The organism is Massilia niabensis (assembly GCF_042655085.1).
Taxonomy (GTDB): Bacteria; Pseudomonadota; Gammaproteobacteria; order Burkholderiales; family Burkholderiaceae_D; genus Telluria; species Telluria niabensis.
On the sequence record NZ_JBHSMU010000003.1, the window covers coordinates 146,314 to 169,659 of the forward strand.

General features: G+C 58.0%; 15 protein-coding genes and 1 tRNA gene. 1 reads left to right on the plus strand and 15 read right to left on the minus strand.

The window, feature by feature from the left end; genetic code table 11:
• Nucleotides 1-33: 33 nt before the first annotated feature.
• Nucleotides 34-110, plus strand: a tRNA-Pro gene (locus ACFPN5_RS00835).
• A 177-nt stretch (nucleotides 111-287) separates the two neighbouring features.
• On the opposite strand, the gene ACFPN5_RS00840 is transcribed toward ACFPN5_RS00835, so the two are convergent.
• From ACFPN5_RS00840 to ACFPN5_RS00910, 15 genes are all read right to left on the minus strand, one after another.
• On the minus strand, nucleotides 288-2,186 hold the full coding sequence (locus tag ACFPN5_RS00840; RefSeq protein ID WP_379779118.1) for a DUF4832 domain-containing protein: 1,899 nt from the start codon (nucleotides 2,184-2,186) through the stop codon (nucleotides 288-290).
• A 977-nt stretch (nucleotides 2,187-3,163) separates the two neighbouring features.
• Nucleotides 3,164-4,312: a glycosyltransferase family 4 protein gene (locus tag ACFPN5_RS00845; RefSeq protein WP_379779120.1), complete on the minus strand. Its 1,149-nt coding sequence runs from the start codon at nucleotides 4,310-4,312 to the stop codon at nucleotides 3,164-3,166.
• Between the two features lie 56 nt (nucleotides 4,313-4,368).
• On the minus strand, nucleotides 4,369-5,604 hold the full coding sequence (locus ACFPN5_RS00850; protein WP_379779122.1) for a hypothetical protein: 1,236 nt from the start codon (nucleotides 5,602-5,604) through the stop codon (nucleotides 4,369-4,371).
• A 93-nt stretch (nucleotides 5,605-5,697) separates the two neighbouring features.
• Nucleotides 5,698-6,771 (minus strand): GNAT family N-acetyltransferase, encoded by a 1,074-nt coding sequence (locus tag ACFPN5_RS00855; protein WP_379779124.1) that lies wholly within the window; start codon nucleotides 6,769-6,771, stop codon nucleotides 5,698-5,700.
• Nucleotides 6,772-6,844: 73 nt separating this feature from the next.
• Nucleotides 6,845-8,482 carry a GNAT family N-acetyltransferase gene (locus ACFPN5_RS00860; RefSeq protein ID WP_379779126.1) on the minus strand — a complete coding sequence of 546 codons (1,638 nt, stop codon included), beginning with the start codon at nucleotides 8,480-8,482 and terminating at the stop codon, nucleotides 6,845-6,847.
• Nucleotides 8,483-8,568: 86 nt separating this feature from the next.
• Nucleotides 8,569-9,741: a glycosyltransferase family 4 protein gene (locus tag ACFPN5_RS00865; protein WP_379779128.1), complete on the minus strand. Its 1,173-nt coding sequence runs from the start codon at nucleotides 9,739-9,741 to the stop codon at nucleotides 8,569-8,571.
• 114 nt (nucleotides 9,742-9,855) lie between these two features.
• Nucleotides 9,856-11,913, minus strand: a complete 2,058-nt coding sequence (gene asnB / locus ACFPN5_RS00870) for an asparagine synthase (glutamine-hydrolyzing) (protein ID WP_379779130.1) — start codon at nucleotides 11,911-11,913, stop codon at nucleotides 9,856-9,858.
• Nucleotides 11,913-13,049, minus strand: coding sequence for a glycosyltransferase family 4 protein (locus tag ACFPN5_RS00875; RefSeq protein ID WP_379779132.1), 1,137 nt, complete (start codon nucleotides 13,047-13,049; stop codon nucleotides 11,913-11,915). The genes asnB and ACFPN5_RS00875 overlap by 1 nt, the downstream gene beginning before the upstream one ends.
• Nucleotides 13,046-14,083, minus strand: coding sequence for a polysaccharide deacetylase family protein (locus ACFPN5_RS00880; protein WP_379779134.1), 1,038 nt, complete (start codon nucleotides 14,081-14,083; stop codon nucleotides 13,046-13,048). The genes ACFPN5_RS00875 and ACFPN5_RS00880 overlap by 4 nt, the downstream gene beginning before the upstream one ends.
• Before the next feature lie 287 nt (nucleotides 14,084-14,370).
• Entirely contained in the window at nucleotides 14,371-15,693 is a 1,323-nt protein-coding gene (locus ACFPN5_RS00885; RefSeq protein ID WP_379779136.1) for an O-antigen ligase family protein, read from the minus strand.
• Nucleotides 15,683-16,861 carry a glycosyltransferase family 4 protein gene (locus tag ACFPN5_RS00890; RefSeq protein ID WP_379779138.1) on the minus strand — a complete coding sequence of 393 codons (1,179 nt, stop codon included), beginning with the start codon at nucleotides 16,859-16,861 and terminating at the stop codon, nucleotides 15,683-15,685. The genes ACFPN5_RS00885 and ACFPN5_RS00890 overlap by 11 nt, the downstream gene beginning before the upstream one ends.
• Before the next feature lie 49 nt (nucleotides 16,862-16,910).
• Entirely contained in the window at nucleotides 16,911-18,239 is a 1,329-nt protein-coding gene (gene murJ, locus ACFPN5_RS00895) for a murein biosynthesis integral membrane protein MurJ (RefSeq protein ID WP_379779140.1), read from the minus strand.
• Nucleotides 18,240-18,359: 120 nt separating this feature from the next.
• On the minus strand, nucleotides 18,360-19,409 hold the full coding sequence (locus ACFPN5_RS00900) for an SDR family oxidoreductase (protein WP_379779142.1): 1,050 nt from the start codon (nucleotides 19,407-19,409) through the stop codon (nucleotides 18,360-18,362).
• A 66-nt stretch (nucleotides 19,410-19,475) separates the two neighbouring features.
• Complete coding sequence (locus ACFPN5_RS00905) at nucleotides 19,476-20,687, minus strand: MraY family glycosyltransferase (RefSeq protein WP_379779144.1); 1,212 nt, start codon at nucleotides 20,685-20,687, stop codon at nucleotides 19,476-19,478.
• Nucleotides 20,688-21,750: 1,063 nt separating this feature from the next.
• Nucleotides 21,751-23,253, minus strand: a complete 1,503-nt coding sequence (locus ACFPN5_RS00910; protein WP_379779146.1) for a GNVR domain-containing protein — start codon at nucleotides 23,251-23,253, stop codon at nucleotides 21,751-21,753.
• Nucleotides 23,254-23,346: the final 93 nt, after the last annotated feature.

Genomic DNA, 23,346 nt, shown 5'->3' on the forward strand with positions numbered 1-23,346 from the left:
CGAGACGTTCGGATCGAGCGTCTCAAACCCAGTCGGGGTGTAGCTTAGCCCGGTAGAGCGCTACGTTCGGGACGTAGAGGCCGGAGGTTCGAATCCTCTCACCCCGACCAGAATCCTCGCATATTCCTCCAGACAGCCGGTCACAGCCCGGCTGTTTTGCTTTCTGCGTCCCCTGCGGTGTCAACGCAAAAAGGCCGGCTCTGTGAGCCGGCCTTTTGCTTGACGGTCCCGGACCAGGTGGGGCGGACAACTGCATCCGCCCTGCCGGTCCCCGCCGCTGGCGCCGCTTAAGGAGCGATGCCGACGGTGTGGTTCAGGTTGTTAAAGCCCGTCGAGGCTTCCCAGGTGCCGGTGTTGGCCAGCTGGATCGAGTACTCCGGACGGCTGTTGAGCGAAGCCATCGGATCTGGCAGGTTCAGCAGCAGCGAATACGTACCCTTGACCATGCCGGCCGGCAGCGTCACGGTCTGGCTGATCGTGGTCGTCTGGTTGGCGGTCCAGCGGCGTGGATCGGTAGCCAGCTTGACGCGGTAGAGTGCGCCGCTTGCCGTGTTACGGAACACCAGTTCCACGTTACGAGCGTTGAACGGTGCAGCCCAACCCGCGTTCTGCACCTGCAGGTTCACGGTGAAACCACCACCCGGCTTGGCGCTGCTCGAGTACGAACCGGTCTTCAGGACAAAGCGATAGCCCAGCTTCTGGTCGACTTGTGCGAAGCAACCCTGGCTTCTCCACTTGTCCAGCACGGTGGTGTTGTAGTCCAGGTTCAGGTACGACCAGTGGAAGCGGGTCATTTCGCTGATGGCGGTCGGGCAATCGCTGCGCGGCGCCGAGTAGCCACAGGTTTCGCCGCCCGAGGCAACATAGTTGGTCTCGGTCACCAGGTACGGGAACTCGACCGACGGATTGATGTAGGTGCCGTAGTCGGACGAATTCGACAGGAAGCAATCGTTGTGGTGTCCCAGGCGTGCCTTGGCCGTGCCGGTGAAGGCTTCAGCTGCGGTCAGCGCGGTTGGGGTGTACAGCTTGGTCTTGAACAGCGGCATGCGCAGCTGGACCATACGTTCGGCAGGCACCACCGCCAGCAGCTTGTCCACCACCGACTTGCGGTCGGCGATGTTTTTCGCCGTCATGTTGTAGCTGTCGCCGTAGTTGTTCGTATTGCCCCACTCGCCCCAGGCGCCGATCAGGCCGGCTTGCACGACGGTGATGACGTCCTTGTTGGCCGCGAGGTAGGGAGCGAGCTGGGTCAGGTGGGTGTTGACCATGGCAGGCGTCGCATCGACTGGCGAATTGGCATCGTTATAGGCGAAACGGATGATCGCTTTCAAACCGGCCTTGCGCACCGTGTCCATTTGCGTCTGGAACAGGTTCAGCGTGGCCTGGTTGATCGGCGAGTTCACGAAGTTACGGAGGTAGAACACGCACAGCATCAGCGATTCGCCGCCCGAGGTGCGGAAGCTGGTCAGCTGGCTCTGGCTCAGGGGCGACTCGCAGCCGACGTGACGATAGAAACCGCGCTCAGGATTGGTGATGATCGCCGTGCTGGCCGTGTAGTTGACCGGGACCGAAGCACCTGGAGGAGCCGTTGGGGTCGGCGTAGGCGTAGGCGTAGGCGTAGGCGTCGGGGTTGGCTCTGGCGTCGGGGTCGGGGTCGGCTCTGGCGTCGGGGTTGGGGTTGGGGTTGGGGTCGGCGTCGGTGTTGGCGTCGGCGTTGGCGTTGGCGTTGGCGTTGGGGTCGGCGTCGCCGTAGTGAATGCCAGACGAATGACAGGCGACACGACCGACGGTGCATCGGTTTGCGTGATGAGGTTCAGGCCAGTGGAAGTGGCAGAACCGATATCGGCGCGAGCCACGGTCACGGCAGCCAGGCCATTGCCCGACGTGTAAGCCAGCGGTTTCACAAAGGTCCAGGCCCATGCGCCCCGGGTACCCGAATAGCGGTACAGGCGGCCATTTTCAATCAAGTAGTTGGCGCCGATGCCATTCATCGGAAAACCGCTCGTTGCGACCCGGTCCGTATCAATGAACACCCGCACCCAGGCCGGAGCGCCGGAATAGCGGATATTGACGGACACATTGGTGCTGTTGCTGGTGGCCGTGGACTGCGCCGTTTGGGCTACTGCAGGAGTGGAAATAGCAGACAGCGCGAACGGGGTGGAAATCAGTCCGGCACAGACCAGCATCAGATTGATTGGGCGGCGAACGAAAGGTGCGGAAAAAGATAACATTTAAAATGGCTTCTATATAAAAGTGCTGAACATTCAGAGCGTGACAATCCAGCTGCCCTCGCAACGCAAGTGGCAGGAATAATCCGCAGGAACCAGTGCGTGACAACCCGACCGCCCACTCGCAGTGCAAGTGGCAGGGATAATCCGCAGGATTACTAAAAGAAACTAACTGATATCTATTTAGTCAGTTAGCGGCGGGAGCGCTTATTCGAGCGCCATGGTGGGTAATTGACGATGTCGAACCAGGAATGTCTCTCCACCACGCGATGCAATAAACATCACGAACGAGACCCTTGAAAAGGATTTTCCGGTGGGCTGAAATGAGTTGCGTTTTGTCACGAAAGTCCTCAATTTCTAAACTGCTGAACTCGTTTGAGTTGCCGGTAGGCGATTTAGTTCCGCAAATCAAATAAAATATTTTCTTCGTGAAACATCAAATGTTGCCGTAAAGAAGCAACCACCTCCAATGTATGTCTACTTGATCACTTCTCCTGACCACTTGAGCTTTTCCAAAAAGCGCGTCGCAGCCGAGCCGATCAGTAACTTGGAGGGTTGCTTCCAGGGATTAGTTCCGCAAATCAAAAAAAATATTTTCTTTGTGAAACATGTAATATTGCAACAAATAGGAAATTGGTTGCCCTGGACCAATTATTTAGAAGGATAAGCGGCGCGCGGGACGTGGCCACGCGCGCTCCGCGTCGCGTGGCAAATGCGTGTATATGAAGGGGGACGAGCCGAGACCGTTAGACTCGACAGAGTGTTGACGGCATCAGTGGCTGTGTGATGGGAACAGCGCAGCGCGCTGGAAGGGTAGCTGGCGGGGAGCGGGCTGTAGCGCCCTGCCCCGCGCAGCTTGTTCGGTGACTGAATCAGGAGCGGCTGGATGCAGGGCCGAGGAGCCGTGGCAAAAGACCAGGGTGAAGTGGGCCGGACTAGTCCAGTGACTGTTTCAATTGATATGGGTACGGCGCGGGCTCAGGCATGAACAAGTTTTCCCACATGCATGAAACCTTCTTCATCGAAAATCGTTCCCTTGCTTCCTTGGCACGAAGGCCGCACCCTGCCCTCAACTGCTCGTCCGCCATGAGCTTGTCGAGCGCGGCCGCCATCCCGTCCGCATCGCCTGGCGGCACCAGGAACCCGTCGACATCGTGGCGGATGATGTCTCGCGGACCGGTGTCGCAATCAAAGCTCACTGCCGGCAGGCCATACGCCATCGCTTCCACCAGCGTATTCGGAAACCCCTCGAAGTGGGAACTCATGGCATATAGGGCCGCGCGCTCGTACCAGTCGCCCATGTTGCCGACGCTACCAGGCAAGAATATACGTTGTGCGAGTCCCGCGGCCTGCACCTGCGCCGTCAATGCCTGGCGCTCGGGGCCCTCGCCAAGGATGACCAGATCCCAGTCCGGATGCCTCGGTGCGAGCCGGGAAAAAATATCGATCAGTGCTGCGAAGTTCTTCTCCTCGCTCAGGCGCCCGACGCCAAGCAGGATCTGCCGCCCGGCCGGACAAGATGCCGCGGGAAGAACGCGTGGCTCATTGCTCGACAGTGGCCAGGCAACGGGATTAGGAATGACCAGGATGCGCTTGGCGTAAGAATGGGCGCCGAGCCAGTCAGCGCATTCCTGCGTCAATGCGACCACGGCCGTCAGCCGGCCGTAGGCATGGCGCCGCAGCGTTTCCCAAATGATGCCCATCGGCGCTTTTGGAGGGAAATTATGCTCCGATCCAATCGTACGCAGGCCAGGCAATCCGCGCGCCGCCAGGGACAGGATGACGTTCGCCGTATGCATGGCCGACAGTGCAACGTCCGGCTGCACGCGCTGCAGGATGCGGCGCAAGGCCTGCGCCCGCCGGGCGGTGCGCGCAAAACCGGCCAGCACATTGCGGCTGCTCCCTGTGAGATCGAGGCACATGCGCGTGACGGTCGGATCGAGCACATAAAAATCGGTCGACTGCGAGGCCACCGTCACGACCGTGATATCCCATCCGATCGAGGCCCAATAGTTGGCAAGGTTGGAGACAACACGCTCGGCGCCACCATTCTCGAGGGAATGAATATAGATAAGTATTCGCATATGAAAGTCAGGTTAGGTTTTCGACACCGACACCAGCGTCACAGCGCGCCACGCTCTCAAGGGGAGCGCACACGAAAGCCGGCACCAAGGACATCCATCTTTCCCATCTCTGTCAGGTTACGATCCAGATATACCGTGCCGGGCGAGGTACTCACGGACCTGTTCGATATCACCCTTCCCGTGAATCTCCCGGTAACGCTTCCATGCAACGAGATACGGTCCCATATCCGTGCAGTTTTCGCCTGTACGCCATCGGTTTCATGGTCGAACACGAACAGGTCCTGCACCGAACTCGCATTGATGACATTGACGGTGGCGTCGATGTCGCGCATATGGCCTTCTCTTTCCGAGCCCTGATGGTAGAAATGCACATAGCTGCTGTGTATGCACTCGCCTGACACCTCCACCCTGACCCGCACGTTTTCCACGTTACCCGTGCTGGCCCCGCCCGAGACAAGCGCCACCAAGCCATTGCTGCCCGGCCAATCCGAAGTGCTGGACGCGACTACCCGGATGGCGGCATTTTTCAGTGAGTAGGCAATGAAGGCGCGCCTGACATTGTGACAAACCAGTTCGACGTGCACCTGCTCCCGGATGAAATTCGCGCCCACTCCATAGTATGCGTGGCGCACTTCGCCATGCACGCTGATGTCCGAAAGGTGCTTACGGCCCGCCGCATTGTTATGGGACGCCAGCAAGCCGACTACCCTCTCCGCACGGCAGTCCACGATCCTCAATCCGCTGCTCGACTTATCGGCCTGAATGCCGACGCAGTACATTCCTTTCCAGTTAAACCACGGGCTGAAGCCCCGGTCGATGAAGCTTGCGCCGGCAAGCGTAATGTTATGGAAATTGAAGAAATAGAAAAAATTCGGCACGACCCTGGCCGTCGTGGTCACCATGAACGTAGCCCCATACGCCGAGATAGCGATGTTGCGCAAATCGCGGCATAAAATAATATCGGCGGCATCTGCATAGCTGCCGAAATCATAGACGCCGGCCGGAACCAGCAAGGTTCCTCCGCCGGCCTCAGTCAGGGCAGCGAAGGCACGGCCGAAGGCGCTGACCAGCACGGCCCGCCCTGCCCCGGGCTTGCCGCCATAGTCGGCGAGACTGACGGTGGCGGGCGGCACCCGGGCATCGCCGCTCCCCCCAGGACTGCCGCTCCGCATCATGCCTGGCGGCGCTTCGGCAAGGTGCACCGGCGCCAGGCCTGCAACGCAGGCGCCCACGCCGCCGAGCAGAAGCGCACGCCGACGCGCAGCACTGCCCGTCCTCCTCTTGATGCACATGTGCGCCGCCTCTCGATCGGGAACGATGATTCTTGGGAGCCTTGCATTCTTCGCGCCGGACTCGTGTACTGCCGTCGACAATGCCGCCGCCACCTATTTCGCCAGCTTATTGCTCAAAAAATAAAACGATTTGAAGATAGCCCTGGCCCACATCTCCTGCTTATGCTGGTGCAAATGCTTCTTCAGACGACCGACATACCGGGCGGCAAACGTCCTTGCCACCCTGTCGAGGTTAACCAGCATTTTGAAGTACGAGCGGTAGATCTGTAATTCATCCATGCTGAGGATGACGCCGGACATCTTGCTTTTGAACTCGAACACCCCTCCGCCCAGGTAAAACCTGGTGCCGCCCCGCGCAATACTTTCGCAAATCGTATGATAGGCCCCCAGTTTTCCGAGGGCGTATTTCTCGTATTCGGGGTCATACCCCGTTACGTCGCCAAAATAGCTCGACCCGATCCGGTAATTCACCGAACCCGCGCAAACACGGCCATCGATCAGCAGCACGTGGATGAACCCGCACATCCGCGCCAGCGCAATGATACGGTCCACATCATGCGAAAGCTTTACCCCTTTGGAATTTATCTTGCGTTCGCTGAATGCGATAATTTCGCGGACATGCTCCTCGCGCACCTCTTCATTGACAAAGAATTGCGAGGTAAACGAAGGGAAATCCCTCAACACGTTCCGCGTCTGGCGCCGTATGTCCGCCCGTGTCGACTTCGCAATACTCTCGGTATATTCTTCCGCCGTTCCGGGCAGCGCAATCACATAGGTGTCCTTCGAACTGTGCCTCTGGACTGGAAAATCAGATTCATGCACGGTCGTCTTCAAGGCCTTGAAACTGATGATGTCCACCTGTTCGAATCGCGTAAAAACATAGCGCGCAAAACAATCGACTTCCGATTGCTCGATCTCGATCATCTCGTTCAGCACATCGATCCGTTTATTGCGGAAGGTGAATAACAGAACGGTCTTCGGATGGCCCTTCCGCTCGCGGACATAACAGTTCACACCGTCGATCGACCTGTACGTCTTAAAGAACGGCAAGGAGGAATGCAGTGTTTCGTATGACTTGACCAGCTCCGCCTCGATAAACGACGGAATCTCATTCAGATAACAAGAAATAGATGTTTCGCCAGCCTCAGCCAATTCATTCATATTCATGATCGCAGTTCCCACAGCGTGAAATGTCACTACTTCCCCAAGGTCCGGCATACGGTTACCAACGGCCGGACCGCTACTTCGCTTCATCGACGAATCCACATCGCTCCACCACCGTTTGCAACTCGTCGTCCAGAGCGCCGCGGTAGAGCACTTCCGCGTCGGATTTTTGTTTTTTCAGCTCAAGCAATATTTGCTCGACAAAACGCTGTACCAGTTCCTTGTTCTCCAGGCGGCGATGCACGTACAAATCGAATAGAACAATGGAATCGGCAGGAGCTGCCGATTCCTGCGCCGGCTGTTGCGAGGCGCGCTCGGCAGTACAGGTCCGCGCCCAGCAAAACATCCGGAGCTGATCCTCGTGTACAAAGGAGTACAAATCGCTGGACCTCTCCATCCGTTTCATCACAAGGTCCGAAAACGCGCGGAACCTGGCTGGAGAGCCCTGCGAATCGAACTTGAATACGTCGTGCAAGCGGTTCTTGGAGATCGGCAGCCTGTCTGTCATGGCGGGCGGCGCGCTGCGACGGTAGCGCAATTCGCATGGCCGCGAATTCGTCGGCAGGCGCAGCTTTCCCAGCAGCTCCCGCCATCCCGATGGCCTGAACCCTTTGACTTTTTCGATCACCGCGAGCACATCGGCGGGACGGTACCCCGCCGTTTGCAAGCTTTTTTTCGAGTACCTGATGACGCTCAGCGTCGCCTCCGTCTTCAGGCGCCGCTTCGTATTGCTGTAAACAGTCAGCTCGCCTACCGCATCGTGCTCCGTGGCGAAGTGTTCCTTGTAGCCGTCTCCACCCGGCGTCAGATCGAGGATGGGCATCTGCTCCGTAGCAAGATGCACCCCGAGCATCGCCAGGAGCAGATTTCCCGGCGAATGCGCGGCAAGCGCGGGGTCGTAGGTATTGATCCCGAGGTGGACCGCGCAGCCCTCGCTCAACAGGCCTATATGGGAAGCCGCCACTTTGCCGCCCACGGTCAGTATCGTTACGTGCAACAAGCCGTTTTTATGCAGCTCGAGGTAAAACGGTTTTTTGGCGGGGTCGCTCGCAAAGGGCATGGTCCGGTAGAGCGCCGCTTGCCTGAAATCGTATTGACGGCATATCTCGTCGAAAACACGAATGAACTGCTCGTGCTCGACGACGCGCTCGAACCTGACTTCGCCCAGCCTTTTCAGCCGGTTATAGTTCTGCCGGTGGTTTTTCTTGTTTCTTTGACGGTCCATTGCGGCCGCATCGATGCGCATCACCGGCCGGACGTGGCTGCGCAGGGAGCAGAATTCTCCGTAATGTCCCTTCTCATCGATCCAGTCCAGGGGAATCCCGGGGGGCAGGTATTTCAGGCAAATATCAGCGCGGGGCAACCGCACCCGGATTTCCCGTATCGCATTGACAATGAAGCTGCTGCCGGCCTCCCCTGCCTGGATCCATCCCTGGTACTCCGCCTGCTGCTCTCCCGCCCCCGTCAGCTTCGTACCATTGCGGCGCAGGGCGAGCGTCAGGAGCCCGGTCAGGGAACCGTCGTCGGCAGTCTCCATGACCACAACGGGCAGGAACCGGGAGTGGTAAAGCCGGTACCAGGGCGCCACGAAATCAGGGTGCAGCGAGCCTGCAGCCCAGGGACAGCGGCCATAGAGCGCCTTCCACTTCGACTGAAATTCTTCCGAATTGACGCGCTCAAGCGCGTCGTCTCCGGTCAGCAGCTCCAGATGCATGTTTACTCCGTTGAAGACGATGAACCGCAGTCGGCTCAGGGTCGTGCAGTGTGCAAGGTAATCCAGGAGGCAGAGGCGGCCCGGCCTTATTCCAGGCTTTCCACAGTGGCCTTCAAACGCTGTACCGAACGCCCCTTGCCGGCGACCTCGAGCTGAGCGATGGCGTTCAGGTATTTGCCAATGACGATGTTCTCGTCAAATTGGGAAATCGCTTTTCTTCTTCCTTGCGCCCCCATTTCCAGACGCTGCTCGTGCGGCAGGGCGACCATTTGCATCATTTTTTCCGCCAGATCGGTGGGGTTCTTTACCTTGCACAGGAAGCCGTTGGAATCATGGTCAACCACATCCTTGCAGCCGACGACATCGGTGGTAATGATGGGACGCCCGATCGCGGCTGCCTCGAGCAGCGAATGCGGCACTCCTTCCCGATAAGATGGCAACACAATGCAATCGGCGTCCGCCATGAACGGGCGTACGTCATCGGTCTCGTTCAAATACTGGACAAGGCCGCTTTCTTCCCACTGCCTGATCCTTTGCAAGGAAATCGAGTTGGGGTTTTTCGCGTCGACAGGGCCGAGCAACTGGAACTGGACGGCGGGTAGAACCCGGCGCACAATCTCCGCGGCCGCGGCGAACTCTTCAACTCCCTTATCCTTGAGCATCCTTGCGACAAGCAGGAAGCGGAAGGGCCGGCCCTGCAGCGGCGCCAGTGGCAGCGGAAGAAAATGCTTCAAGTCGATTCCCGACCCAGGCAACACGTCGGCCACGCTTTCTTGCGTCAAGCCGGCCTGGACGAAGAGGTTGCGATCGTCGGAATTTTGGAAGAAAACCCGGTTGGACCTGCGCAGCGATGTGCGGTACAGCCGCTTCACCACGCAGGTCAACACCGTCCTGTTGATGAATGTCGTACCCAGTCCCGCAATATTGTTGATTACGGGAATATCGAGTCCGTGCGCGGCAATCGACCCGTAGACATTCGGCTTGATCGTATAGCCCAGGTAAACAAACGGCCGCACAGACTGGAATACGCGCCAATACTTGACCAGCAAGGCAAGATCGCGCCCCGGGCTGGTGCCATTGTTATCCATCGAAAGCATCTTGAAACGACAGCCCAGGGGTGCCAGACGCCGCGAGTATTCATCGTCGGGCGCCATCACCATGACGTCGTAACCGTGCCGAGTGAGGGCTTTGACCAGTCCTGCACGAAAATTATGGATATTCCATGCGGTATTCACCGACATTACGATCTTCTTGTTCATAATCTACCGTCCTCGATCAGATGATTTCACCATCGCTTGTAACCAATGCGCTGCGTCGACAATGTCGGAAAGACCGTGCTGATACCGGGGTGATACGAATCTGAGGCGAACCGATCATGATGTTCGCGTTGCAACTTCGGGCATTGGGTGCATGTCATCCGGGCGGATGCGTTCGATGGAAGGGGCGTGATCGCCCCGGTGATCGAGGGACTGCTGTTCGATCCAGGACTGGAACATCAGGACATCCCACAAGTGGTACTGCCAATTACGTTGGCCGGAAAGGTGTTCCTGCCATTTTTTTCTTAACTGGACCGGGTCGAAGAATCCCTCGCGACGCAACCTTGACTCGGCCAGCAAGGCCTCGGACCACTCCCGCAAGGGACCACGCAGCCAGGCGCCGATTGGCACGGCGAATCCCATTTTGGGGCGCTCAATCAGCGCTTTGGGGACGTATTTGTATAACACCTGGCGCAGCGCCCATTTGCTGACGCCGTCCCGCAGTTTGATCGACTGAGGCAGTCTCCAGGCAAACTCGACCACGCGATGGTCCAGGAAGGGAACGCGCGTTTCCAGCGACACGCTCATCGCCGCGCGGTCCACCTTGACCAGGATATCGTCCGGCAGATAAGTCAGCAGGTCGAGCGCCATCATGCGCTGGATGCCGTCCAGTCCGGCAAACGCCGGGGCATTGCCTGTCAACAGGGTGGATGGTTCAGCGCCGCGGAGCACGAGTGAAGCCGGATCCGCCCAATGCGAGGCCAGCCCCAGATACAAAGCATCCAGTGTCGGGCTGGCGATGACCCCGGCGCCTTTGTGCAGTTTGTCCCCGGCGTTGGCGAACCGCATCGAGCGTGGCAAGCATCGCGCCAGCATCCGCGCGATCCTGTTCCAGGATTCGACCGGGACGCCGGTGAGTCCCTTGGCAACGAGCCTGCGCAGGGGCATGGGCACGGCGTTGATGGTGTTCCAGAGACTCGAGGCGAATTGATAGCGGCTGTATCCGCAAAACAGTTCGTCGCCGGCGTCGCCGGACAGCGATACGGTGACGTGCTGCCGGGCGAGCTGGGATACCAGGAAGGTCGGCAACTGGGACGAGTCGGAGAACGGCTCGTCGTACATGGAAGGCAGGCGCGGGATGACCGCCAGGGCCTGCTCGGCGCTGACATACAGCTCGGTATGATCCGTTCCCAGGTGGCGGGCCACGGCCTTAGCATACTCCGCCTCGTTATATTCGGCTTCATGGAACCCGATCGAGAAGGTTTTCACCGGGCGCGAGGACTGCGCCTGCATCAGGGCCACGATCGTCGACGAGTCGACCCCGCCGGACAGGAATGCGCCAAGCGGGACGTCGGCGATCATCTGCGCACCGACGGCTTCTTTCAGCAATTTCTCCAGATCGTCTACGGCCTGGTCCGCCGTACCACGAAACGGCGCAGCGGCCCCGGCCACCATGTGCCGTGCGCCTGACCAGTAGCTTGTCAGCGCCGGTTCGGGTTGCTCCATGGAGACGGTCAGCAGGCAGCCTGGCGGCAACTTGGCGATGCCGTGGTAGATCGAATACGGCGCCGGAATATAGCTGTGCCTCATTTGCAGGCAGAGTGCTCCACGGTCGATGACGTTTTCGAACACAGGATGCGCGCGCAAGGCTTTCAGTTCCGAGCCGAACAGGAAAACGGCCTTGCTCCCCCGCCCCTGCCATCCGTAGTACAGGGGCTTTTCGCCGATCCGGTCGCGCCCGAGCGTCAGCGTGCGGGTTTGCCGGTCCCACACGGCAAAGGCAAACATGCCGACGGCACGTTCGACCGTGCCCTGCACACCCCAGGCATCGAAGCCGGCAAGCAGCGTTTCGGTATCGGAGCGACCGCGCCACGCGGGGGCGTTGCGGCCCGATTCCAGCTCTTTTCGCATCAGCAGGTGGTTATAAATCTCCCCGTTGAATGCAATTACATACCGGCCAGACGCTGAGTGCATCGGCTGTTCGCCTGCCGGAGACAGATCGATAATCGAGAGGCGACGGTGCCCGAGTGCGATTCCAGGTTCGGCGTCGCACCAGTAGCCGCCGCTGTCCGGGCCACGATAGGTAATCGCATCCGTCATGCGCTTGAGTAAAGCTTTGTGTTCTCCCTTTGCTTGAAACGGGGTCGCACCCAGAAAGCCGGCAAGTCCGCACATCAGATTTCCCCTCTCGCCATGACGTTTTCATAAATGAGTTCAAACTGTTGCCGCACACAGGCCATGGTGTACGTCGCGCGAATGCGCTCCCTGGCGCGTTCCCCCAGCTGCCTGCGGTAATCCGGACCGCGCGCCAGTAACTGGGCCACTCCTTGCGCAAGCGCATCAGGGTTAGCCTTCGGCACAAGAACACCCGTGTCGGCCATCAGTACGGCAACGTCTCCGACATCGGTGGCCACGCAAGGCAATCCCATCGCCATCGCTTCGCCCACCACATTGGGAAAAGCTTCCGTCCTCGAGGAGAGACAGAAAATATCCATGGCCGACAGGCACACGGCGGCATCCTTGCGTTCGCCCAGCAGCACGAACCGATCCGCGTATCCCGTTTCATCGATCCAACGCATGAGCTCGGTGTTGCCGGAATCGAGGTCTTTGCCGACCATCAGAAACCGCACACGATCATGCCGTCGAGCGAGCTGACCGGCCGCTTGCACGAAGTTGGCGTGGTCTTTGTCCAGGTTGAACCGGCCCAGGGTACCGAGCACGATGTCGTCCGCGCCGAACCCGCACTGCGCGCGCAACCCGTGTCGCTCGGCCTGGCTTGCCGTCAGCGCCGACAGGTCAAAGCCGTTACCGACGACCACCATGCGGTCCTGGTCGTAACCGATCAGGGAATGCGAGCGGCGCGCCGCCTCCGCGACGCACACGATGGTCTGCGGGACCCTCCGCGACAAGGAGGCACAGAGTTGGCGCACGACCGATGTCGCGCGTGCGCAGCCGCCGTCGACATCGGTGGTCCGCAGACCCCAGATGACGTTGCGGATCCCTGCAATGCGGGCAGCGAGTCCGCCAAAAAAATCGGCGTGGTACATCCAGGTGTGCACGATGTCGGGCCGCAACGACCGCACCAGCCGATACAGCCGCACGAGCTGCGAAACCGGGGAATGCCTGACGTCCAGGACAATCAGTTGGATCCCGGACTCGGTAAAGCGCGGACGCATGCCGCCTTCCGAGGTCAGTGCGATGACCGTATGGATATATGCGCTACCGCGGAACTCGAGGATGAGCCGATAGAGCGCCATTTCGGCACCGCCGACTTCCAGACCGGTAATCACATGCAGGACGTGCCGGCTCATGAACGATCCCCTTGCATGGAATCACCGGCGGCGACCGCCATGTCGGGCAGCGCGCTGCGGCCAGCGTCCCGACTTGCGGGACCTGCCGATGGTGCAAATTCCCCCATGCACTGGGACTGCATCCCGTAGATGTCGGCCACAATGCGGTAGTGCCGGAGAACTTGCTCCAACATCGCCAGGTTCTGTTCAATGTTCACACCAAAATTGTGCGGGTGCCACCAAAGGTGGAAGATGCTGCCCGTCTGTGCGGCCCTCGTTATGCCTTGCTTCAAGCGGTGCAAGCGCATGGTCGACAATGCCCGCTGCCTTGGAGACCAGGGGTACATGAACAGGCTCGCCGGCACATTCACCAGTCCGCAGCTGTGCTGTGCGCGAACGCTGCGTTGACCGCTGAGGGAAATGCAGGCATCCGCAAACCGGGCAACGCGTCCGGCAATCCCGCCGGCCACGGCATCGCCGTTTTTGTACAGCCAATGCTCGGGGTTTCCGCGGTACACCTGGATTCCGGCCCGCGGCAATACGGACAGGCATTTTTCATCGATCTGATTACGCGGCAATACGATGCTACGCAATTTCACCCCCATGTCCGCTGCAATGGTTCGGGCACAATCCAGGTCTGCCGAGAATTGATCAGGGGTGGCGCCTGCTTCCTTGCAATAGAAATGACTGTAAGTATGCGTCGCCAGCTCCTGCCCTTTTGTCGCCAGTATTTGTTCCACCAGGGGCCGGGCAAAAAACAGCTTGGCATTTTCCCTGACCAGGCCGTCTTTGAAATAAGGCGAGATATTCGCGCGCATATACCCTGGCAGGATCGCTGGCCGCAGGTCGCGCCACTGTTTGTAATCGCGGCACATCAGCATTCCGACAGTTGCCCAGGTCACGCTGACGCCATGCCGGGAAAACAGGGCCAGCAAACGGGGAATTGCCTGCCATTCGCCAAGCACATTCTGGCCATAACCAGCAACCGTCTGTGTATCGCTGACTCCCCAAAAAAGCTCGAAGTCCAGCGAGATGACAAATTTTGCAGTACTCATGGTTGTTCACCTAACGCTTGATTCTTCAAGGTGTCCTGGCAGGCGGCATGCGAACGCCTTACGAAGCGCATTCCGGGGATTGCCCCGTCAAATCGGAGAAATCTTTGCAGGGCCGCTATCCATATTACTGAGGCGGGCCATTCGCGACTTGACAGAGATGAATGTTGCTACGAAATTAACGCAGCACCGTCGCCCGATTTCCGTTCCCCGAGCCGCGTGGATTGCCGGAAAATCGATCCAAAGCGAAAAGTCCTGATCATTCTCATGGAATGCCTGCTTTGCTCAGTTTATTTTCGCGCCCGTTCGGACGATGGAGGATTAGTTTTATTTCCTCTGATTGAAATCAATGCAAAAGTCGCCAACCAGTAAAATGCGGAATCAAACATCTGGTGCGTGAACAGCGACATGAATACAAACAGAAACGTCATCGCACACTGCAATCCCCTGTCCTCGAAGAATGTGCCCTTCCACAGAATGACCAGCAGTGACACCCATAGGCCAATACCGCCGATGCCGTACTCCGCGGCAAGCAGCAGCAACTGGTTGTGGGTGCTTCCCCTCTCCGACCAGAACTGCGTGGCGCCAGCCCCTGCCCCGAACACCGGGTTTTGCAAAAAAAGCTCCCACCCGGCTCTGATCACATCGGCGCGCTCTTCGGAGCTATCGTCATCGAAGCTAAAACTCGAGAAGAAATTGAGCCGCGACAGAATATTGCCGAACGCAGCGTCCAGTTCTTCGCGCGAATGAAGATACGTTTCGAAGGTCCCCAGGAAAGCCAGGGCAATCCCGACGACCATCGCCGTGGCGACGATTGCCGTTCTTGGCAATGTCTTCTTCAGGATCAGGATGGCCAATATCAGCACCCACGCGATGATGGACGAACGGGAGAACGTCGCGATTACCCCGGCCCCGGCAAGCAGGAAGAGCGGGACGCGATATTTCATTCTCGTCACCGCGCAACCAAGCAAAAACACGAGCAGGACGGCCTCCCCTGCCATGGTGGGATTGATGAACATCGCCGCGGCGCGGCCAAGTACCGCGCCATCGGTTTCTATGGGATACAAAACGCCAGGCTGAGCGAAGTCGAATATGACTGCGCAGGGAAGCAAAACCATCAGAAAAACCACGAAGTACAGATAGGATTTCGTGGTACTCGTATAGGCGCCGAATCCCAGGACCATCGAGAACAGGATGTATTGAACGCGCGTCGCAACAAGCGAACGCTGGGCCTGCATTTCACTGTCCTCGACATAAATCCCGCCGATATCGCTACTCTGGGAAAATCCCGCAAGGTGAATCAGGTTGAGAACCAAAAATAATGCTGCACATGCAAAGAACGGCGAAGCCAGGTATGCCGGCCAGGCCCGATACTTAATGAGCACCAATGGCATCATCAGGAAAAAAATGCCAAAAAACGCATATTTCGGGAGCAAGCCAGGATTCAGGACGTAACCATAAATTGGAAGATTCGAATAAATAACGGCGAGCGCGATGCCCAGGACCAGGGTGTGGTACCAGACAAGAAAGCTGCTACCTGATCGTGGCGTCGACCGCGAAGCGTGCTTCTCCAGCGAATAAAGATCTGGCTGGGAAAAGAACTTAGAACTCATGGCCCCCGCCTTTCGTCGCCGGAACGTTGTTGGCCAGCTTCGGCAACACGCGGGTATCAGAAAGTTCAGCGAATAGCTCTTCCCACATTCCTGCTATCTTTTCGATGGAGAAACGCGCTCTTGCCTCGGGGGCCCTGGCTGCCAGCTGCTCCCTCAGGTTCGCGTCGCCCATCACACGATCCAATGCCTCCGTTAACGCGGCAGTGTCGTTAGCCGGCACGAGCAGCCCATCCACACCGTGCCGGATAATGTCCCGCGGCCCCGTGTCGCAGTCGAAGCTCACCGCCGGCACCCCGTGTGCAAGGGCCTCTGCGAGGGCCATGGGAAAACCCTCGGAGCGGGAAGTCATCACGTATAAATCGGCGCGTGCATACCATTCGCCAACATTCCCGGCTATTCCGGGAACAAGCACGCGCGTACCCAGCGCCCTGGCACGGATAGTCGACTCAAGCGATGCGCGTTCCGGGCCTTCTCCGAGGATGACAAGGTCCCAGTCCGGATGCTTCCCGGCGAGCTGCGCAAATGCGGCCAGGAGCGCTTCGTAGTTCTTCACCACGTTCAATCGGCCCACTGCAAGCAAGACTTTGCGTTCCGGAGAGCAGAGCGAATGGGGAAGAATTTTTGGCGAGCTATCGGGCAACGGCCAGGTCGCGGCGTTTGGAATGACCGACACGTGTGGCGCCGACGAATGCGTCGCAATCCATTCCGCGCACTCACGCGTCAATGCGACAACCGCGGATAATTTGCCGTACATCCGGCTGCACAAGGTGCCCCAAATTCGCCCTAAGGGCGCATGGGGAGGATAGCAATGCTCGGAGCCGACCGTACACAAATTGGGGATGCCGCGGCTGGCAAATGCCAGCAGGACGTTCGGCGTGCTCATCATCGAAAGGGCCACGTCCGGACGCACCTGCTTGATGACCCGCCGTAGCGCCAGAACGCGCCGTCCATTCTGGCGCAGGGCATCGAACACGTTGGCGCTGGCGCCGGAAAGGTTCAATGTCACCCGTTTGACGGAGGGATTGAGGACGTAAAAATCCTGGCTCTCGGGATCGAGCGTGACGACCGTCACATCCCGGTTTTGCCGGGCCCAGAAGTTGGCAAGCGTGGCGGCCACCCTCTCGGTGCCGCCGCCAGCGAGGCTGTTGGTGAAAATAAGGATTTTCAATTGAACCACTCCATTAGCAAGCATCATTGGAAGAGCCTGTGGCGGAACGTCATCGCGGACGTCTCAAAGTCAAGCAGAAGAAGAGTGCGTTGAGCCCATAGACAAAAATTGTTGCGAGAGCGATGCCATTAATTCCAAGAAGCGGAACCAGCAGCAGATTTCCCACGATTTTTCCCGCGCAGCCGATGACGCCCGACCAGAAAATCAATGTGTATCGACGTTGGCTCAGTGCGTAGCTCACCAGGACCATGCATGAGAAATAAAACGGGAGTTGCGGCAGGCCATAACGAAGCGCCTCGGACACGATCACGGTGTCTTCAGGGAGAAACTGGCCACGTTCAAACAGCAGCTTTACTATCCAGGGCGCGGCCACATAGCTGACCAGCATGACCCCGATCCCAAGCACGAACATCAAGCGTGCCCAGTAGCTGGCGACCGTATACACATCCCCTGCCCCCTCGGGCCTGGACTGCGAGAACACTGGCAGCGTGGCGCGCGACACTGCGACGGCGGCCAAACCAAGGATCAGTGACAGGACGCGATTTGCGTAACCGAGCGTGGCGACCGATCCGGTCCCCAGGCCCACTGCGTAAAACTGGTCGATAATGACGGTAAAGCTGATGAGCGCCTGCCCGCCGAGCATGATCCCGAAGCCCTGCCAGAACCCCCGCCACTGGAGCGAAGCGCGGGTGAAAACAGGTGCCTCAAGCTCCTTGCGCCGTGCGCTGGGGATCAGGAGCGCAATCAGATGAAAGACAGAGCCGGCGACCGTGCCCCACACGAGCGGACCGATACCGCCGCTGGGGAAGACCAGGATGGCCGCAGCGATAAAAAACGTCGGTACGCTGTCCAGCAAGGTATTGACATGCCTGCGTGCCGAGAGCATCCAGGCTGACTGCAGAGCAACGAGCATTCCCAACGGAAGCAGCAGGACCAGGCCGGGAAGCGCGGCCAGCGCGAACTGGGCCGAATTCGGTGGCAATCCGCTGCCGCCAAGCGCCAACATGGTCCGGATGGCCATCCATCCCAGCAGGGCCATCGCGAGCCCCAGCAGAAGTGCAAATCCAAACAGCTCCGAACGAAAATGCGGTATCGCTTCCTTGTCGAGCTCGCGCATCCGCGTTGCCAGGGGCACCAGCACCGCAGTGAGCACGCTGCACCAGATACCGAGCGGCCAGGACACCAGGTTATAGACAAAGTGATAGGCGTCGACCTCTGCAGCCAGTCCATAACGGTAGGCCACCACCATCTCTTTTGCCGCGCTCATCAGCTTGCCAAGCAAAGTGAACAAGGCGACGGTCAACATGCCTTTCACGATGGCCGAATGATGCGGATCGGCCGTCCTGAATCGCGTACTCAGGGTAGTCAGGAAACTCACTTGATCCTCTCGCACGGCATCGTTCGCACAACCGTATCTCGGCCCAAATCTTGTCCGACGATGGGATTCCTGGCGCCGACGATGGCGGCGCCGAGGGTCACGTAGCCCACCGGAAGGCAGTTACTGGCCCGCTTCCAGCGCAGCTTCTTTGCTGATTCGCTGGACGTACCAAGGTATGGTGGCCTCGAGTCCGTCATAAATGCGGCACTCCGGCGCATAGCCGAGTTCCCGCATGGCCTTGTCCACATTCGCCTGGGAATGCCGGACGTCACCGTCGCGAAACGCCCGGTATGCCGGGCTCTTGGTCACGGTGATGCCGTTCGCATTCAAGATCGCTTTCAGATAATCGAAAAGCTGATTCAGGGTGGTGGCATCGCTGACGGCGACGTTGTAAATGCCGCTAGCCGGGCCGTCTGGATTCATCGCCGCCAGCAGGTTCGCCTGGACTGCATTCGCGATGTAACAGAAATCGCGGCTGGTGCTGCCATCCCCGTTAATGACGACCTGTTTGTCCGCGACCATGGTGGCAATCCACTTGGGGATCACAGCGGCATAGGCGCCGTTGGGGTCCTGCCGCTTTCCAAAAACATTGAAATAGCGCAGGCCGGTTGTCCGGAATCCGTAGCACCGTCCGAATACTTCGGCGTACAGTTCGTTCACATATTTGGTCACCGCATAGGGCGACAAAGGCCGGCCAATGCGGTCCTCCACCTTGGGCAAGCCGGGATGGTCGCCATATGTCGAGCTCGAGGCCGCATACACGAATGACTTGACCGATGCGTCTCTTGCGGCGACCAGGATGTTCAGGAAGCCGTTGATGTTCGAATCATTTGTGAGGACCGGATCTTCGATGGACCTGGGGACCGACCCTAAGGCCGCCTGATGCAGGACATGATCGATTCCTGAGACCGCCTGCTTGCAGGCTTCGCTGTCGCGAATATCGCCGCGAATGAAGCTGAAACGTTGCCACTGGCTTTCGCTCACGAGGCTGCGGACTTCGTCCAGATTGTGCTGGTGCCCGGTCGAGAAATTGTCGAGTCCGACGACCGTCTGATCCAGCTTCAACAGCGTCTCGAGCAGATTGGAGCCGATAAATCCGGCACAGCCTGTGATCAGCCATTTCCGTGGATTACTGCGAAGGACCGATTGGATTCGTTCAAAGTTATTCATGAGCCTGTGCCTATGATGTTACAGCTGGAACCAAAAGATATTCGGACGAGAAAGTACACGGAGTAATTAGATAGATCGGCTCCTGTATTGAGGCCGCAATCCAAGAATTACCGCGGGATTCCGGCAGCGGCCCCAATGTCCGCGGACCAGGCGCATATAGACAGCCACGTAGATCAGGACCTGCGCTAATACCAGCGAGACGGCGCCAGGTATGGTGTTACCGACCAGGACAGCAGTAATCGTTGCTGTGGTAAGCCATGCGGCCACGAAACAGGCAACGCCGGCGTTGCGGCTCCACGGATATTTTTTTGCGCTGATCCGCTGGCAGGCAACGCGACGATAGAAAAGGGAGTGAAGATGAAGACGGTCAGGAGCGCCCACCAGCGTGTTATGCAGGATCTTGCGGCGGTACATACTGAACAGTACTTCGATGACGGGATAGGCGTAAATTGCGAGAACTTGCCACGCATTGATCCCGGGATTCCTGACAATCGTGAGCACCGCCACTTCCGCCGCCCAGAAGCCGATAAAATATGCGCCGCCATCCCCCATGAACAGGCGTCCGGTAGGATAGTTCAGCAACAGGAAGCCGATGGTCGCACCGATCCCGGCGAACGCGAGCTGCGCAACCAAAGCATCCCCTCCCCTCCAGGCCAGGTACCCGGTTCCGGCCAGCGCAATGGCGACGGTCGCGCCGGCCACGCCATTGAAGCCATCGATGATATTGATCGAATTCGTTACCCCTACCACGGCAAATGCGGTAATCGCGACGGATATCGGAATCCAGGCAAGCGCGCCATCCAGAATCCATATGTCGAGGCGCGGCAGATGGGCACCCAATAGCCAGGCAGCGAGAACCGCGCTGGCAAAAATCGAGCATAAACGCGTTCGCACGGAAACTTTTTTGGTCAGGTCCTCGATGATCCCCGCACCGAAAGCGGGAATCGCCGCCAGCAGGAGTTTTAATATGACGATTCTGGTTTCAGCCTGGAGCGACACCGAGAGGTACGCGAAATTCCCGAATACGGCAACGGCGAGCACTCCGGACAATAAGGCAATTCCTCCGGTTCGCGGCACCACGTTTTTATGGACTTTCTGGATGCCGCGCACGTCGAGGTCGAAAGAATAGCGCCCATGCCAGCGCTCAGTAACAATATTGATTGCACACGCTGCCAGGCTGACCAGCAATGCCACCAGAAGAGTTTCCAGGAACGCCCAATCCCGCATTTCAGACATAGTTAATTGATACCCCCGATAGAGTATTTCTTGAACAGCCATGGCAGACTCCATTCTGACGTAACAAAATCTTCGCTTTCGCGTTCACGAAAAATATCAGCGCAATGCCCTCCGTACGATTATTTCCCGGAGGCGATCGAAGCCCGGCTTGGCGCAAATGTTTTTAAATTGTCCACAGGGTTCTTACTCTAACAAATCCCCTTCTTTTATAAGGTTGGAAAAATCGATGCTTATTCGCCAATTCTCCCGCTTCACATGTTTTTTTATAATGAATTTCGCATAAGAAAATATTTCCTATAGGCGACGCTAATTATTTCCCTTATGAATCACAGCATCTGTTACCTGATTTATTGGATAAAAAAGTCCGACTGGAAATTAATATGCGGGCGTGGCCCGGCAACTATGTATTTCGCCGGTAGAGACGATGTTTGAAGCGTGGCGATACCCGGAGGGAGGCGATCAGGCGGCAGGCGGAAGCGCTACGGTGCCGACGGAACCGCTTGCACTTGGGGGATGGAATGGGTGAGGGAGATAAGGTGAAGCACTGAACTTGAGACAGGCAGGCGCCGGGGACTACAGGCTTGTCTGGGACACAGCCGTTGCGGCGCGCCCAGGCCGGCAAGGTCAGTGCCTGGTTTCGGCAGTGAATGCCTTGCCCGTCGTCGGCTCGCGGACATGGGTGCACCCCGACGACCCGCTCAGCCTGCTGGAGGAAGAAGCTTCTTCGCAGCAGTGTTGCTTAGGTAGCTCTGCGGCCGCACCGCAGCCTAGCTGTGCGTGACGGAGGACTGAGCGTGCCGGATTCCTGTGCGGTTCACAGGATGCCGGTGCAGTGACGAGCGATCGAAATGGGCAATATTCAGACTTGTCCGGATCGCTGACTGACCAGCTTCTGGACCTGGTGTCGGAACGAGGATGCAGAATCGGTTCCACCGGACGCTGGGCCTGGCCGGTCCCGCTCAAAAAGAGGCGTCAGAAACGCACAGCGGCCCTTGATTGGGCCGCCATGTTGCCGCTGGACGCCGTGCCGACGATCCCCGCAACGGGAGTGGAGACGAAGGGTTGGCGCTTGGAGGAAGTACTGGAATCTACAGAAGCCGTCGCCTCAGCTTTCGGTAGATTTCTTGTCCGCCCTATTATCGACTTCATAGTTCGGATTACCCGCGCTGATCATGATGCGGCGCACGCTCTCGACTCCCTCGGCGCCTTGATGTCGTCCAACAATGGCATTTTTCAGCATCGAAGCGAGGACGCCCAGGACCAGCCCAAGCAGGCAGGCGGTGACAATCATGACCGATAGCTTCAGCGTCACTGGCTGCATTGGCACTTCGGCGCGATCCACCAGCCGTACATGTACATTGTTATATTGCGTCAACGCGTCGAGCTTCTGGCGTGTATTCAAGAGCGCGACGTTCATTTCGCTATTGATCTGTTTATCGCGGTTGAGACTGATAATTTCCTGCTGTGCCGCAGCGATGACCTGCCGTTTCGCTTCGATCCTGCTCAAATCACGACTGGCATCCTCGATGTTCCGCGTTGCCGTGATGATTTCCGGATGCAGTTCTGCAAAGCGGCCCAAGAGTTCGACTTTCTTCTGCTCCTTCTCAGCCAACTTCGTTTGCAGCGCAACCGATTGCTCGGCGAGCGTTCTTGCTTCCTCGCTCAAGTCGGAGGTCCCGTGACGGCGCAGGACCTCGGCCAGCCTGGCATCGAGTTTCTGCAATATTTTTTTCGATTCTTCCGCCTGCTGATTGTAGAAAGCAAGCGCCTTCTTCGCCTCGCCAGATTTCTCCGCGACTTGCTGGCGGACGTACTCGCTGCCGAGCTCGTTCAGGATCCTGCTGATCAGTTCCGGTTTCGAACCCCGCAGCGAGACCCCGATCACATTCGACTGCCTTCCTTTTTCCGAAATAGCCAAGGATTTTTGCAAGCCCGCGACGACCTGGGATGCGGGAATCCGACTCACCACGAATTGCGCGCCCGGCTTTGCCGACGTCTCCGAAACAAGAATTTCTATCAGTCCGTATTTTGTATGTGCTCTCGCCATGTTGGCGATCTGTCCTCTCATCCTGATGGCCAGCTCTTCCTGGGTAAGCGTAAATTCGTGGTTATCCGCGATGGTCAGTACGAATGGCTTCCTCATCAGCGGAGCCGGCATGTTGAATACGGATATCCGGGCAAATTCCGAGCCCCATACATAGCCACCGAGTCCGAACAGCCCTGGATTCGATACTTTCTTGTTCTTTTTCGCGATGAACGAACCTACAACAGGAAATAATTTCGGTTCAACAGTAATGTCCAGCTTCAAGCTGTTAACGACGCCGGACAGTATCGAACGTGACCGAAGGATTTCGATTTCGGTGGCAGCAGGCGTTTCCGCCTGATTTTCCCCGGGCAGCGAAGCGTTGCGCTTTATTTCGATCAGCATGTTCGACTCATAGACCGGGGTCATGGTCAGCGCATAGATGATTCCGAGCGTGGCGACGATGATTGCAACGCTCACGATCAGCCAACCATTACGCAAGATACTCCCGAGTTGAAATATCGAGTCGGATGCCCCCTTCCCATCTTTGCTATCTTTCCGCAGCTGTTGGAGGTATCTGTTCATTTTGCTGTACTTGATTGGCATCATTTCTTTACAACCTAAATGTTGAGGAGATTACGGGCACCAACAGGATCTACATCCTTCCATTGTGGATCG